This is a genomic window from Alicycliphilus sp. T452, assembly GCF_054512775.1.
The window spans coordinates 155,153-168,983 of the sequence record NZ_JBTNEH010000006.1 but is presented as its reverse complement, the minus strand read 5'-3'; the positions used below and the strand labels follow the sequence as shown (position 1 = coordinate 168,983).

The 13,831-nt window shown below is 66.6% G+C and carries 14 protein-coding genes; 9 read left to right on the top strand and 5 right to left on the bottom strand.

The genetic code is table 11. The annotated features are described in order from the left end of the window. Positions 1-4: 4 nt before the first annotated feature. From nuoI to ACX12L_RS07670, 8 genes are read left to right on the top strand one after another with little or no spacing between them, the layout of a single operon-like run. Positions 5-517, top strand: coding sequence for an NADH-quinone oxidoreductase subunit NuoI (gene nuoI / locus ACX12L_RS07705; protein ID WP_459262079.1), 513 nt, complete (start codon positions 5-7; stop codon positions 515-517). A gap of 41 nt (positions 518-558) precedes the next feature. Further along, positions 559-1,227 carry an NADH-quinone oxidoreductase subunit J gene (locus ACX12L_RS07700; protein WP_459262078.1) on the top strand — a complete coding sequence of 223 codons (669 nt, stop codon included), beginning with the start codon at positions 559-561 and terminating at the stop codon, positions 1,225-1,227. Then, entirely contained in the window at positions 1,224-1,532 is a 309-nt protein-coding gene (gene nuoK / locus ACX12L_RS07695) for an NADH-quinone oxidoreductase subunit NuoK (RefSeq protein ID WP_013517942.1), read from the top strand. The genes ACX12L_RS07700 and nuoK overlap by 4 nt, the downstream gene beginning before the upstream one ends. A 32-nt stretch (positions 1,533-1,564) precedes the next feature. After that, entirely contained in the window at positions 1,565-3,598 is a 2,034-nt protein-coding gene (nuoL, locus tag ACX12L_RS07690) for an NADH-quinone oxidoreductase subunit L (protein WP_459262077.1), read from the top strand. A 13-nt stretch (positions 3,599-3,611) separates the two neighbouring features. After that, the gene (locus ACX12L_RS07685; RefSeq protein WP_459262076.1) at positions 3,612-5,087 is read left to right on the top strand and encodes an NADH-quinone oxidoreductase subunit M; all 1,476 of its coding nucleotides are present in this window, start codon (positions 3,612-3,614) and stop codon (positions 5,085-5,087) included. A gap of 24 nt (positions 5,088-5,111) precedes the next feature. Continuing rightward, positions 5,112-6,605 (top strand): NADH-quinone oxidoreductase subunit NuoN, encoded by a 1,494-nt coding sequence (nuoN, locus tag ACX12L_RS07680; protein ID WP_459262133.1) that lies wholly within the window; start codon positions 5,112-5,114, stop codon positions 6,603-6,605. A gap of 19 nt (positions 6,606-6,624) precedes the next feature. Further along, positions 6,625-6,942, top strand: a complete 318-nt coding sequence (locus tag ACX12L_RS07675; protein ID WP_459262075.1) for a DUF2818 family protein — start codon at positions 6,625-6,627, stop codon at positions 6,940-6,942. A gap of 10 nt (positions 6,943-6,952) precedes the next feature. Continuing rightward, complete coding sequence (locus tag ACX12L_RS07670; protein WP_459262074.1) at positions 6,953-7,417, top strand: DUF1178 family protein; 465 nt, start codon at positions 6,953-6,955, stop codon at positions 7,415-7,417. Positions 7,418-7,425: 8 nt separating this feature from the next. Here ACX12L_RS07670 and ACX12L_RS07665 read toward each other — a convergent pair whose 3' ends face one another. The 4 genes from ACX12L_RS07665 to ACX12L_RS07650 all read right to left on the bottom strand — a co-directional run bounded on the left by ACX12L_RS07665 (position 7,426) and on the right by ACX12L_RS07650 (position 11,694). Further along, positions 7,426-7,815 (bottom strand): hypothetical protein, encoded by a 390-nt coding sequence (locus ACX12L_RS07665; RefSeq protein WP_459262073.1) that lies wholly within the window; start codon positions 7,813-7,815, stop codon positions 7,426-7,428. Positions 7,816-7,831: 16 nt separating this feature from the next. Then, on the bottom strand, positions 7,832-9,175 hold the full coding sequence (gene gdhA / locus ACX12L_RS07660) for an NADP-specific glutamate dehydrogenase (protein WP_459262072.1): 1,344 nt from the start codon (positions 9,173-9,175) through the stop codon (positions 7,832-7,834). 295 nt (positions 9,176-9,470) lie between these two features. After that, the gene (mutL, locus tag ACX12L_RS07655) at positions 9,471-11,432 is read right to left on the bottom strand and encodes a DNA mismatch repair endonuclease MutL (RefSeq protein ID WP_459262071.1); all 1,962 of its coding nucleotides are present in this window, start codon (positions 11,430-11,432) and stop codon (positions 9,471-9,473) included. 7 nt (positions 11,433-11,439) lie between these two features. Continuing rightward, the gene (locus tag ACX12L_RS07650; protein WP_459262070.1) at positions 11,440-11,694 is read right to left on the bottom strand and encodes a glycine zipper 2TM domain-containing protein; all 255 of its coding nucleotides are present in this window, start codon (positions 11,692-11,694) and stop codon (positions 11,440-11,442) included. A gap of 202 nt (positions 11,695-11,896) precedes the next feature. On the opposite strand from ACX12L_RS07650, the gene ACX12L_RS07645 reads away from it, so the two are divergent. After that, complete coding sequence (locus ACX12L_RS07645) at positions 11,897-12,544, top strand: DedA family protein (protein ID WP_459262069.1); 648 nt, start codon at positions 11,897-11,899, stop codon at positions 12,542-12,544. 3 nt (positions 12,545-12,547) lie between these two features. On the opposite strand, the gene guaD is transcribed toward ACX12L_RS07645, so the two are convergent. Further along, positions 12,548-13,822 (bottom strand): guanine deaminase, encoded by a 1,275-nt coding sequence (gene guaD, locus ACX12L_RS07640; RefSeq protein ID WP_459262132.1) that lies wholly within the window; start codon positions 13,820-13,822, stop codon positions 12,548-12,550. Positions 13,823-13,831: the final 9 nt, after the last annotated feature.

Below are 13,831 nucleotides of genomic sequence, written 5' to 3'. Positions count from 1 at the left end.
ATTCATGGCTGCTGTTGCTGCTCCTGCATCCTTCTCGATCAAGGATTTTTTCAAGAGCTTCATGCTCTGGGAACTGGCCAAGGGCATGGTGCTCACGGGCCGCTATGCCTTCCGTGGCAAGGTCACGGTGCAGTTCCCCGAAGAGAAGACACCCCTGTCGCCGCGTTTTCGCGGCCTGCATGCGCTGCGCCGTTATGACAACGGCGAAGAGCGCTGCATCGCCTGCAAGCTGTGCGAGGCCGTGTGCCCGGCGATGGCCATCACCATCGAGTCCGACGTGCGTGCCGACGGTACGCGCCGCACCACGCGCTACGACATCGACCTGACCAAGTGCATCTTTTGCGGCTTCTGCGAGGAAAGCTGCCCGGTGGACTCGATCGTGGAGACGCAGATCCTCGAATACCACGGGGAAAAGCGCGGCGACCTGTACTTCACCAAGGACATGCTGCTGGCCGTGGGCGACCGTTACGAGCCCGAGATCGCTGCCGCCAAGGCGGCGGACGCCAAATACCGTTGATCGGGTGCCGCATCACCTGAACTTTTGAAAAGACCCGATTCATGGACGTCAAAACCGGATTTTTCTACCTGTTCTCGGTAGTGCTGCTTTACGCAGCCTTCCGGGTGGTCACTGCGCGCAACCCCGTGCATGCCGTGCTGCATCTGATTCTGGCCTTCAGCCAGGCCGCCGGCGTGTGGCTGCTGCTCAAGGCGGAGTTCCTGGCCATCACGCTGGTGCTGGTGTACCTGGGCGCGGTGATGGTGCTGTTCCTGTTCGTGGTAATGATGCTCGATATCCGCTTCGACACCGTGCGCCGGGGCTTTTGGAAGCATTTCCCGCTGGCAGCCTTCATCGGTGCCCTGGTGGCGTTCGAAATGGCAGCGGTGCTGATGACGGGCTTTCGTGGCGTCGAAGAGCCCAAGGCCGTGCCGGCCCTGGTCAACGCCGCAGGCCAGGTCCTGCCGTACTCCAACACCCAGGCGTTGGGCAGGCTGATGTACACCGAGTACCTGTACCCCGTGGAAATTGCCGCGGTGATCCTGCTGGTGGCCATGATTTCGGCGATTGCCCTGACGCTGCGCCAGCGCAAGGACGTCAAGGCCAACGATGCCACGGTGCAGCTCCGCGCGCGGGCCAGCGACCGCCTGGTGGTGGTGAAGATGCCTGTCACGCAAGCACCCCAACCCCCGGCCGATAGCGATGCCGGCGCACAGGAGAAAAAAGCATGACGTTGACCCTGGGCCATTTCCTGTCGCTGGGGGCGATGCTGTTCGCTCTGGCGGTGGTGGGCATTTTCCTCAATCGCAAGAACCTGATCGTCCTGCTGATGGCGATCGAGTTGATGCTGCTCGCCGTGAACATCAACTTCGTCGCGTTCTCGTACTACCTGGGCGACATGCACGGCCAGGTGTTCGTGTTCTTCATCCTTACCGTGGCGGCTGCCGAGGCAGCCATCGGCTTGGCCATCTTGGTGCTGCTGTTCCGTAACAAGACCAGCATCAATGCGGAAGATCTCAACACCCTCAAGGGGTGATGGGCTAATCGGTACTTGCAAGGTTCTCAAGAATGAGTCAAACCCTTTCTGCTTCGATGCTGCTGGCGGTGCCGCTAGCGCCACTGGCGGGTTCCGCGCTGGCCGGCATATTCGGCACGGCATTCGGTGGCAACTGGTTGGGTCGGCGTGCCTCGCATTCGCTGACGATTCTGGGCGTGCTGGTGTCCTTCGTGCTGTCGGCATTGACGCTCAGCAGCGTGGCGCTGGATGGCGCACGCTTCAACGAGACCATCTACACCTGGATGGTGGTGGGCGGCCTCCGAATGGAGATCGGCTTCCTGGTCGACAGCCTCACGGCGATGATGATGTGCGTGGTGACCTTCGTGTCGCTGATGGTGCACATCTACACCATCGGCTACATGGAGGAGGACGACGGCTACAACCGTTTCTTCTCCTACATCTCGCTGTTCACCTTCTCCATGCTCATGCTGGTCATGAGCAACAACATGCTGCAGCTGTTCTTTGGCTGGGAGGCGGTGGGCCTGGTGTCCTATCTGCTGATCGGCTTCTGGTTCAACAAGCAGTCGGCCATCTTCGCCAACATGAAGGCCTTCCTGGTCAACCGGGTGGGCGACTTCGGCTTCATTCTCGGCATCGGGCTGATCGCCGCCTATGCCGGCAGCTTCAACTACGGCGAGATCTTCGCCAAGCGGCAGGACCTGGGCGGCCTGCTGCTGCCCGGTACCGACTGGCAACTGATCACCGTGGCCTGCATCTGCCTGTTTATCGGCGCGATGGGCAAGAGCGCGCAGGTGCCGCTGCACGTCTGGCTGCCCGACTCCATGGAAGGCCCGACGCCGATTTCCGCGCTGATCCACGCCGCCACCATGGTGACGGCGGGCATCTTCATGGTCTCGCGCATGTCGCCGCTGTTCGAGATGTCCGATACGGCGCTGAACTTCGTGCTGGTCATCGGTGCCATCACGGCGCTGTTCATGGGTTTCCTCGGCATCATCCAGAACGACATCAAGCGCGTCATCGCGTACTCCACGCTGTCCCAGCTCGGCTACATGACGGTGGCGCTGGGCGTGTCGGCCTACTCGGTCGCCGTGTTCCACCTGATGACGCACGCCTTCTTCAAGGCGCTTCTGTTCCTGGGCGCGGGCTCGGTCATCATGGGCGTGCACCACAACCAGGACATCCGCTGGATGGGCGGCCTGCGCAAGTACATGCCCATCACCTGGATCACCTCGCTGCTGGGTTCCCTGGCGCTGATCGGCACGCCGCTGTTCTCGGGCTTCTATTCCAAGGAGAACATCATCGAGGCCGCGCGCTTCAGCCAGCTGCCGGCCGCGGGCTTTGCCCATTTCGCCGTGCTGGCGGGCGTCTTCGTCACGGCGTTCTATTCGTTCCGCATGTACTTCCTCGTCTTCCATGGCAAGGAGCGCTACGACCAGAACCCGGACGCGCACCACGACGAGCAGGAAGAGCCCGATCCGCATCACCACCATGCCGATCATTCCAAGCCCCACGAGTCGCCCTGGGTGGTGACGGTGCCGCTGGTGCTGCTGGCCATTCCCTCGGTGGTGATCGGCTTCATGTACATCCAGCCGATGCTGTTTGGCGACTTCTTCAAGGACGTGATCTTCGTCGACGCCGCCAGGCATGGCGCGATGGCGGAGCTGGCGCACGAATTCCATGGCCCCGTAGCCATGGCCGTGCATGCGCTGCAGACGGCGCCGTTCTGGCTGGCGCTGGCGGGTGTCGCACTGTCGTACTACATGTACATCGTCAATCCGGCGCTGCCGGCGGCGATCAAGCGCGGCCTCCAGCCCATCTACACCCTGCTCGAAAACAAGTACTACATGGACTGGATCAACGAGAACATCATCGCCGCCGGCACGCGCTGCCTGGGCGTTGCGCTGTGGAAGGGCGGCGACCAGGGCGTGATCGACGGCGCCATCGTCAATGGCTCGTGGAAGCTGGTGGCGCGCATCTCCGCCGCGGTGCGGCGCGTGCAGTCCGGCTTCCTGTACCACTATGCGCTGTTCATGATTCTGGGTGTGTTCGCACTCATGACGTATTTCGTGTGGCTCAACAAATAGGAGCGAATAACAAATGGGTTTGTTGAGTCTTGCCATTTGGACGCCCATCGTTTTCGGCGTCCTGCTTCTGGCGTTCGGCAGCGACAGGCATGCGGGTGTCGTGCGCTGGCTGGCGCTGATCGGAGCCTTGCTGGGCCTGGCCGTGACGATTCCGCTGATCGGCGGCTTCGACACCGGTACGGCAGCCATGCAGTTCGTCGAGAAAGCGCCCTGGGTTGCGCGTTTCAACATGCACTACCACCTGGGCGTGGACGGCATCTCGATGTGGTTCGTGCCGCTGACGGCCTTCATCACCGTGATCGTGGTGATCGCCTCCTGGGAGTCCATCACCGAGCGCGTCTACCAGTACATGGCGGCGTTCCTGATCCTGTCGGGCCTGATGATCGGTGTGTTCTCGGCGCTGGACGGCATGCTGTTCTACGTGTTCTTCGAGGCCACGCTGATCCCGATGTACCTGATCATCGGCATGTGGGGCGGGCCGAACAAGATCTACGCGGCATTCAAGTTCTTCCTGTACACGCTGCTGGGCTCGCTGCTGACGCTGGTCGCCTTCATCTACCTCTACAACCAGGCGGGCGGCAGCTTCGACATCGCCGCCTGGCACAAGCTGCCGCTGGGCGCCACGGCGCAGACGCTGCTGTTCTTCGCGCTGTTCGCCGCCTTCGCGGTCAAGGTGCCGATGTGGCCGGTGCACACCTGGCTGCCGGACGTGCACGTCGAGGCCCCGACCGGCGGCTCCGCCGTGCTGGCCGCCATCATGCTCAAGCTGGGCGCCTATGGCTTCCTGCGCTTCTCGCTGCCCATCGCCCCCGATGCCGCGCATGAGTGGGCCTGGCTGATGATCACCCTCTCGCTGATCGCCGTGATCTACGTGGGCCTGGTCGCCATCGTGCAGAAGGACATGAAGAAGCTCGTGGCCTATTCGTCGGTGGCGCACATGGGCTTCGTGACGCTGGGATTTTTCATCTTCAACGACCTGGGCGTCTCGGGCGGCCTCGCGCAGATGATCGCGCACGGCTTCGTGTCGGGCGCCATGTTCCTGTGCATCGGCGTGCTCTACGACCGCGTGCACTCGCGCCAGATCGCGGACTACGGCGGGGTGGTCAACACCATGCCCAAGTTCGCGGCGTTCGCGCTGCTGTTCTCCATCGCCAACTGCGGCCTGCCCGCGACGGCCGGCTTCATCGGCGAGTGGATGGTGATCATCGCCTCGGTGCGTTTCAATTTCTGGATCGGCCTGGGTGCCGCCCTGGCCCTGATCCTGGGTGCCAGCTACTCGCTGTGGATGTACAAGCGTGTTTACCTGGGGCCCGTGGCCAATGACAACGTGCGCGGCATGAGCGACATCAATGCACGCGAGTTCCTGGTGCTGGGCGTGCTGGCTGTCGCCGTGCTGTACATGGGCATCTATCCCAAGCCGTTCACCGATGTGATGGATGCGTCCGTGGCCGAACTGCTCAGGCATGTGGCGCAATCCAAGCTGAACTGACCGGACTGAACCGAGAGATACATGATGATTGACAACATCAGCTGGCTGGCCATCTACCCCGAGATCGTGCTGCTGGTCATGGCCTGCGTGATCGCGCTGGTCGATCTGGGCGTGAGCAGTGCGCGGCGCACCGGCACCTATGTCCTGACCATGCTCACCCTGGCCGTGGTGGCCGTCCTGCAGGCCATGTACGCCAGCAGCGGCAACACCTTCTACGGCTGGAACAACATGGTCGTCAGCGACGCCATGGGCAACTGGCTCAAGTGCTTCGCCACCGTGTCCCTGATGGTCACGCTGGTCTATGGCCGGCCCTATGCCGCCGACCGCGACATGCTGCGCGGCGGTGAATTGTTCACGCTGACCATGCTGGCCCTGCTGGGCATCTGCGTGCTGATCTCGGCCAACAACTTCCTGGTGATCTACCTGGGCCTGGAACTGCTCACGCTGTCGAGCTATGCGCTGGTCGCGCTGCGCCGCGACCATACGACGGCCACCGAAGCCGCGATGAAGTATTTCGTGCTCGGCGCGATGGCCAGCGGCTTCCTGCTGTACGGCTTGTCGATGGTCTATGGCGCCACCGGCTCGCTCGACATCGGCCAGGTCTTCAAGGCCATCAACACCGGCCAGATCCGCCACCAGGTGCTGGTGTTCGGCGTGGTCTTCATCGTTGCCGGCCTGGCGTTCAAGTTCGGCGCCGTGCCTTTCCACATGTGGATTCCCGACGTGTACCAGGGCGCGCCCACCGTGGTGACGCTGATCATCGGCAGCGCGCCCAAGTTCGCGGCCTTCGGCATGGCCATCCGCCTGCTGGTCGATGGCCTGCTGCCCCTGGCGATCGACTGGCAGCAGATGCTGGCGGTGCTGGCCATCGCGTCGCTGCTCGTGGGCAACGTCGCCGGTGTGCTGCAGACGAACCTCAAGCGCATGCTGGCCTATTCGACCATTTCGCACATGGGCTTCCTGTTCCTGGGCCTGCTCTCCGGCGTGGTCAACGGCACGGTGGACTCCAACGCCGCGGAAGCCGCCTACAGCTCCGCGATGTTCTACATCGTCACCTATGTGCTGACCGTGCTGCCGGCCTTCGGCCTGATCGCGATGCTGGCACGCGAGGGCTTCGAAAGCGAGGAAATCGCCGACCTGGCCGGCCTGAACCAGCGCAGTCCGCTGTACGCAGGCGTGATGGCCGTGTGCATGTTCTCTCTGGCCGGCATTCCGCCGCTGGTGGGCTTCTATGCCAAGCTGTCCGTGCTGCAGGCGCTGGTGGCCTCGGGCCATGGCCTGCATGTCGCGCTGGCGGTGTTTGCCGTTCTCATGTCGCTGATCGGCGCGTTCTACTACCTGCGCGTGGTGAAGGTGATGTATTTCGACACGCCGCTGACGGCGACCACCGTGTCCGCGCCGCTGGATGCCCGTGTCGTGCTCACCGTCAACGGGGCGCTGGTGCTGATCCTGGGCCTGGTGCCCGGCGGCCTGATGGCCTTGTGCGCCGATGCCATCGTGCGCGCGCTGGCCACCTGATGGGCCGGCCGCCATCCTCATGACCCAGACAGCGGCCATTTGGCTCGTGATCGTGGCCGCCCTCGTGGCGGCCAATCTGCCTTTCATGAACGACCGCTGGCTGGTCGTCGGAAAGCAGGCCCACGGCGGCAAGCCGTTTCTCGCACGGGCCCTGGAACTTCTGCTGCTCTATTTCGTGGTGGGGGCGCTGGCGCGGCTGATCGAGCAGCGTGCGGGGCAGGTCGCCCCGCAGGGCTGGGAGTTCTACGCCGTCACCGGGGCCCTGTTCATCACCCTGGCATTCCCGGGTTTTGTATACCGCTACCTCATGCGGCGCGGCGGGCGGCGGGGGCACTGAAGGGGGCGTCGTGAAGGTTCTCGACCTCTTTTGCGTCCATCAGCATGCCTTCGAGGGCTGGTTCGCCAGCGAGGAAGATTTCCAGCAGCAACAGGCCCGCGGACTGGTGCAATGCCCCATGTGCGGCAGCGCCGACATACGCAAGGGCCTGAGTGCGCCGCGCCTGAATCTGCGGGCGTCTCCAGGCGTGGCGCCGCCCGCTCAGGCCGCTGCGCAGCCTGCGCCCCCCAGCAGGGAAGACGCGCTCCAGGCCCTGCAGACAGCCTGGCTGCATGCGGCAAGGCGGATCATGGCGCGCACGGAGGACGTCGGTGGCCGTTTCGCCGCCGAGGCGCGGCGCATGCATTACGGCGAGGTGGAGGAGCGTGCGATCCGCGGACAGGCCACGCCGCAGGAGACGGCCGAACTGCTGGACGAGGGCATCGCCGTGCTCCCATTGCCGATCCCCGAAGCCGCCAAAGAGACGCTGCAGTAGGCTGCGGGCTATGTGTCGCCGAAACGCGCGGCAAAGGCTTCGCCGAAGCCTGGGCCGCCGCTGAGCGAAAGGGTCAGGGCCACGCGCTCGCCGGGCAGTGCATGCGGCGCCGGCTGCAATTGCCGTGCACCGGCGTCATAGCCCAGGGTCTGCAGGGGGTGCCCGTCGCGCTCGAACTGCAGGTCGTAGTCCCACAGCCCGCCGTCTTCGACCGGCCCCCGCACGGCACCGAACTCCGAATGGGCCCAGGCCAGCAGGGCGACGATCTCGCGCTGCAGTTCCGGCAGCCGGGCCGCGGGCACGCTGGCGACGGCATCCCAGGTGGCCGTGCCCTCGCCGTCCTCGCTGTAGTCGAAACTCAGGAAGTGCAGGCCCATGCCGTTCCCGGATGGCGGCATGGGCACCCGTTCGCCGTCAGATCACGCCTTGCGCCAGCATGGCGTCGGCGACCTTGACGAAGCCGGCCACGTTGGCGCCGTTGATGTAGCTCACGCTGCCGTCGGCGCGCTTGCCGTGCTCGACGCAGGCGGCGTGGATGCCCTGCATGATCATGAGCAGGCGGGCATCGACCTCGTCGCGCGACCACGACAGGCGGATGGCGTTCTGGCTCATCTCCAGGCCCGAGGTGGCCACGCCGCCGGCGTTGCTGGCCTTGCCGGGGGCGTAGAGCACGCCGGCCTCTTCGAACGCCTTGGCGGCCTCGATGGTCGAGGGCATGTTGGCGCCTTCGGCCACGCACAGCACGCCGTTCTTGATCAGCGTGCGGGCATCGTTCTCGTCCAGCTCATTCTGGGTGGCGCTGGGCAGGGCGACGTCCACCGGCACATGCCAGGGGCGTACGCCGGCCTCGAACTTGACGCCGGTGCGCTCGGCATAGTCGCTGACGCGGCCGTAGTGGTGGTTCTTGACGTCCATCAGGATGGCGAGCTTCTCGGGGGTGAAGCCTTCCTCGTCGATGATGGTGCCGCTGGAGTCGGAGACGGTGATGACCTTGGCGCCGAGCTCCATGGCCTTTTCCACCGAGTACTGGGCGACGTTGCCCGAGCCGGACACCGAGACGCGCAGCCCGTCGAACGAGCGGCCGCGGGTCTTGAGCATTTCCTGGGCGAAGTAGACGCAGCCGTAGCCCGTGGCCTCGGGGCGGATCAGCGAGCCGCCGAAGCTCAGGCCCTTGCCCGTGAACACGCTGCCCGAGTTGTTGGCCAGCTTCTTGTACATGCCGGCCATGAAGCCGACTTCGCGGCCGCCCACGCCGATGTCGCCGGCGGGTACGTCGGTGTCGGGGCCCACGTGGCGGAACAGTTCGGTCACGAAGGCCTGGCAGAAGCGCATGACTTCGGAAGGGCTCTTGCCCTTGGGGTCGAAGTCAGAGCCGCCCTTGCCGCCGCCCATGGGCAGGGTGGTCAGCGCGTTCTTGAAGGTCTGCTCGAATGCCAGGAACTTCAGCACCGAGAGGTTGACGGAGGGGTGGAAGCGCAGCCCGCCCTTGTACGGGCCGATGGCCATGCTGTGCTGGATGCGGAAGCCCCGGTTGACGTGCACGGTGCCGTGGTCGTCCTGCCAGCTCACGCGGAACTGGATGATGCGCTCGGGCTCGACCAGGCGCTCCAGCAGGCTGTTCTCGGCGTACTTGGGGTGCTTTTCGATGAAGGGCCACAGGCTTTCCATGACCTCGGTCACGGCTTGCAGGAATTCGGGCTGGCCGGGGTTGCGCTGTGCAACGTATTCGAGGAATTGGCCTACGGACGCGTACTTCATAAAAAAGCTTTCGATGGAAAAAGTTATGTGGCAGTGCAGCAAGAGATTATGCCAAAAGCGTATGCCCTCATGCATAACCAGTTGCACCGTTCTGGTGAGAAATGCGGCGTGTTTGCCACGTTCTGGTGCCGCATGCACCAGGAGAGGGTGATTCATGCCCCCGAAAGGGCCGGGTAAAGGGCGTTCGTGGTGCGTTCCGGCGCCAGCCTGCGGCGTGGTGCAGGTGCCGTGAGTCGGGGAAATGCGTCCCGCAGCGGCGCGCGCGGGCAGGCGCCGGGCGGGGGCGGCCGTGCCTCTACCTGCCGCGCAGGAAGAGCACGTCCAGTTCCTTCATCGTGAGCTGGCGCCAGGTCGGGCGGCCGTGGTTGCACTGGTCGCTGCGCTCCGTGACTTCCATCTGGCGCAGCAGGGCGTTCATCTCGTCGATGGTGAGCTTGCGGTTGGCGCGCACCGCGCCGTGGCAGGCCATGGTGGCCAGGATTTCGTTGCGAGCGCGCTGCACCACGGTGCTGGCGTCGTGCTGGCCCAGCTCGGCCAGCACGCTGCGCGCCAGCTCCACGGGGTTGCCCTGGGCCAGCGTGGTGGGCACGGCGCGCACGGCCAGGGTGCGCGGCGAGAACGGCACGATCTCCAGCCCCAGCAGGGCCAGCGTGTCGGCATGGGACTCGGCCGTGGCCACCTCTTCGGGCGTGGCGGCGAAGGTGGCGGGGATCAGCAGGGGCTGGCTGGCCAGGCGCGCGCCCTGGTCCACCTGGGCCTTGAGCCGCTCGTAGACGATGCGCTCGTGCGCCGCGTGCATGTCCACCACCACCAGGCCCTGGGCGCTCTCGGCCAGGATGTACACGCCATGGATCTGCGCCACGGCGCGGCCCAGCGGCCAGGCGCCTTCGGCGGGCGCTGCGGGCACGCTGGCGGCGGCGGGGAAGGGCGGGGCTTCGGCCGCCGCGGGCGGCGGGACGGCCACCGGCATGGCGGGCTGCTGCGGCGCTGCCGTGGGCGCGCCCCACAGCGCCTGCAGGTCAGAAACCTTGTGCCCTGCGCGTTCTTCAAACTTGATAGCTGCTTGCGCTTGCCAGACGGGCGGTTGAAGCTGTTTTCTATCTGAATCGCTTGCAGGTAAAGCGGCAGCAGCTACAGGAACCGAAGCAAGCGCCTGCGTGCGCGGCGCGGCCAGCGCGTTCTCCACGGCGTGGCGCACGGCCTGGTGCACCTCGCGGCTGTCGCGGAAGCGCACCTCGATCTTCGTCGGGTGCACGTTCACGTCCACGCGCTGCGGGTCCATCTGCACGTGCAGCGTGTACACGGGCTGCTTCTGGCCGTGCAGCACGTCCTCGTAGGCGCTGCGCGCGGCGTGCGTGAGCACCTTGTCGCGCACGAAGCGGCCGTTGACGTAGCAGAACTGCTGGTCGGCGCGCGAGCGGGCGGCGTCTGGCAGGCCGGCGCGGCCCGTGACGGTGATGGCGCCCGAACGCAGGTGCACGGCCACGGATTCGCGGATGAAGTCCTCGCCGAGCACGTCGGCGAGACGCCGCTCCAGCGCCTGTGCATCGGCCGGCTCGCCGTGCGCGAGCGTGGCGCGCCACTGCTCGACCAGCTTGCCCTCGTGCCAGATGGCGAAGCCCACGTCGGGCCGGGCCAGCGCGTGGCGGCGCACGGCCTCCACGCAGTGGGCGAGCTCGGTGGCGTCGGTCTTGAGGAACTTGCGCCGCGCGGGGGTGGAGAAGAACAGCTCCTTGACCTCCACCGTCGTGCCCTGGCTGCGCGCCGCGGGGCGCAGCTCGCCGCTGCGCGCGTCCAGCATGAAGGCGCTGGCCTGCTGCGCGGTGCGCGAGAGCAGCGCCATCTCGGACACCGAGGCGATCGCCGCCAGCGCCTCGCCGCGAAAGCCCATGGTGGCGACCGATTCCAGGTCGTGCAGGTTGCCGATCTTGCTGGTGGCATGGCGGCGCAGCGCGATGGGCAGCTCGTCCCGGGGGATGCCCATGCCGTCGTCCTCCACGGCGATCAGGCGCACGCCGCCGGCCAGCAGGCGCACCGTCACCTGGGTGGCGCCCGCGTCCAGCGCGTTGTCCACCAGCTCGCGCACGGCGGAGGCGGGGCGCTCCACCACTTCGCCCGCGGCGATCTGGCTGATCAGCTCATCGGGCAGGTCGCGTATCGGGCGGCGCGGGGTGGAGTCGGACGGCGTGGCGGGGTCTGGAGGCAGGGCGGAGTCGGGGGGCAGGGCGGTCACGCGGTGATTGTAGGTGCCGCCCATCTTTCGATCAGCGCCGGCGGTAGCCGCGGTCGTTGTTCTTGCCCACTTCGTTGCCGATCAGGGCGCCGGCGGCTGCGCCGCCCACGGTGCCCAGCGTGGAGCCGAACACGGCGTTGCCCACCAGGCCGCCGGCCACGGCGCCCACGCCCGTGCCGACCTGGGCATTGGTGGGGCGATGTGCGCAGCCGCCCAGGGCCAGCGCGCCTGCCAGCGCGGTGGCGACGGTCAGGGCACGGAGGGTTGTGGTGCGTTGCGGGGTCATGAGACGGTTTCCTTCGTAGGTAGTGGTCGGTGGTATGCGCAGGATGCACGAGCGCATGCCTGCACTGTGCCGGCAGGGTGTGAAGTGTGCGTGGCGTTTGGGTTGCCGATTGCGAGCAAGTGTGAGCAATTGCCAGTGCCCGCCGCGGGCATGTACGCGGGTACAGTACGCGCCGCAACCCGACAACGAAGAGGCCCGGCCCGTGGACATCATTGCGTTTCTGATCGATTTCATCCTGCATGTGGACAAGCACCTGGAGGCCTTCGTCGCCAGCTACGGCGCCTGGGTGTACGCGCTGCTGTTCCTCATCGTGTTCGTGGAGACGGGCGTGGTGGTCATGCCGTTCCTGCCCGGCGACTCGCTGTTGTTCATCGTCGGCGCGCTCTGCGGCGCGGGGCTCTTGAACTTTCCGCTGGCCTGCGCGCTGCTGCTGGCGGCGGCCGTGCTGGGCGACCAGTGCAACTACCAGATCGGGCGCTACTTCGGGCCCAGGGTCTTCCAGTGGGAGGGCTCGCGCTGGTTCAATAAGAGGGCCTTCGACCAGGCCCACGCGTTCTACGAGCGCTACGGCGGCATCACCATCGTGCTGGCGCGCTTCATGCCCTTCATCCGCACCTTCGCGCCCTTCGTGGCCGGCGTGGCGGCCATGGGGCGGGCCAAGTTCACGGCCTACAACGTGGCGGGGGCCCTGATCTGGGTGCTGGGCATCGCCACCGCGGGCTACTTCTTCGGCAACCTGCCCTGGGTGCGCCAGCACCTGGAGAAGATCATCTGGGGCCTGATCCTGGTGCCCGGGCTCATCGCCATCTTCGGCGCCTGGCGCGCGGGGCGCAAGCAGCAGGCCGCGTGATCCTCATGCCGTGACGGTCCGCTCCACCACGCGGTCGTCGCCCAGCACGACGAGGGCGAACAGCAGCTCCTCCAGGCCGTTGGCCTGCGCGGTCTTGCGCGCCAGCAGCGGCGTGGCCTGCGGGTCGAGCACGACGAAGTCCGCCTCGGTGCCGGGCTGCAGCGTGCCGATCACGCCGTCCAGGCCCAGCGCGCGCGCCGCGCCGCCGGTGTGCTGCCACCACAGCTGCGAGGGTGCCAGGCTCAGGCCCGGCTTGCTCTGGCCCTCGCGGCCGACGTAGTAGGCCGCGAGCATGGTGTGGAACGGGCTGAAGCTGGTGCCGCCGCCCACGTCGCTCGCCAGGCCGTGCAGCATGCCGGTGCGCGCGGCGGCACGGTAGTCGAAGAAGCCACTGCCCAGGAACAGGTTGCTCGTGGGGCTGATGGCGGCGGCGGTTCCCGTCTCGCGCATCAGCGCGCGGTCGGTGTCGTCCAGGTAGATGCAGTGCGCGTACACGGCGCGGCTGCGCAGCAGGCCGAAGCGCCGGTACACGTCCAGGTAGGAGCGCGCCTGCGGGTAGAGCTCTCGCACCCAGCGCACCTCGTCCTTGTTCTCGGCCACGTGCGACTGGATCCAGGTGCCGGGGTGGCGGCGCGCGAGATCGCCCGCGTCGTGCAGCTGGGCGTCGGAGCACGAGGGGGCGAAGCGCGGCGTGATGGCGTAGCCCAGCCGGCCCTTGCCGTGCCAGCGCTCGATCAGCGCCTCGGTGTCCAGCAGGCTCTGCTCGGTCCGGTCGCGCACGCCGTCGGGCGAATGGCGGTCCTGCAGCACCTTGCCGCCGATCATGCGCAGGCCGCGCCGCTCGGCCTCGGTGAAGAAGGCATCGGCCGATGCCGGGTGCGAGGTGGCGAAGGCCAGCGCCGTCGTCACGCCGTTGCGCGCGAGCTCATCGAAGAAGAAGCGCGCCACCCCGGCCGCATGCGCCGGATCGGCGAAGCGCGCCTCGGCCGGGAAGGTGTAGTTCTCCAGCCAGGGCAGCAGGCCCTCGGCGGGCGAGCCGATGATGTCCGTCTGCGGGTAGTGCACGTGCATGTCGATGAAGCCCGGGGCGATCAGCCGGCCGGGCAGGCGCTCCACCGGCACGCCCGGATGGCGCGCGGCCACCGCGCCGTGGGCGCCCGCGTCCACGACGCGGCGCACGCCGTCGGCGCCCGGCCCGGTCACCAGCAGGCCGTCGCTGTCGTACGCGGGCCGGCCATCCGCGTCAAAGCGCAGCAGCGGTGCGCGCCAGGCTTGCATCTGTGTGGT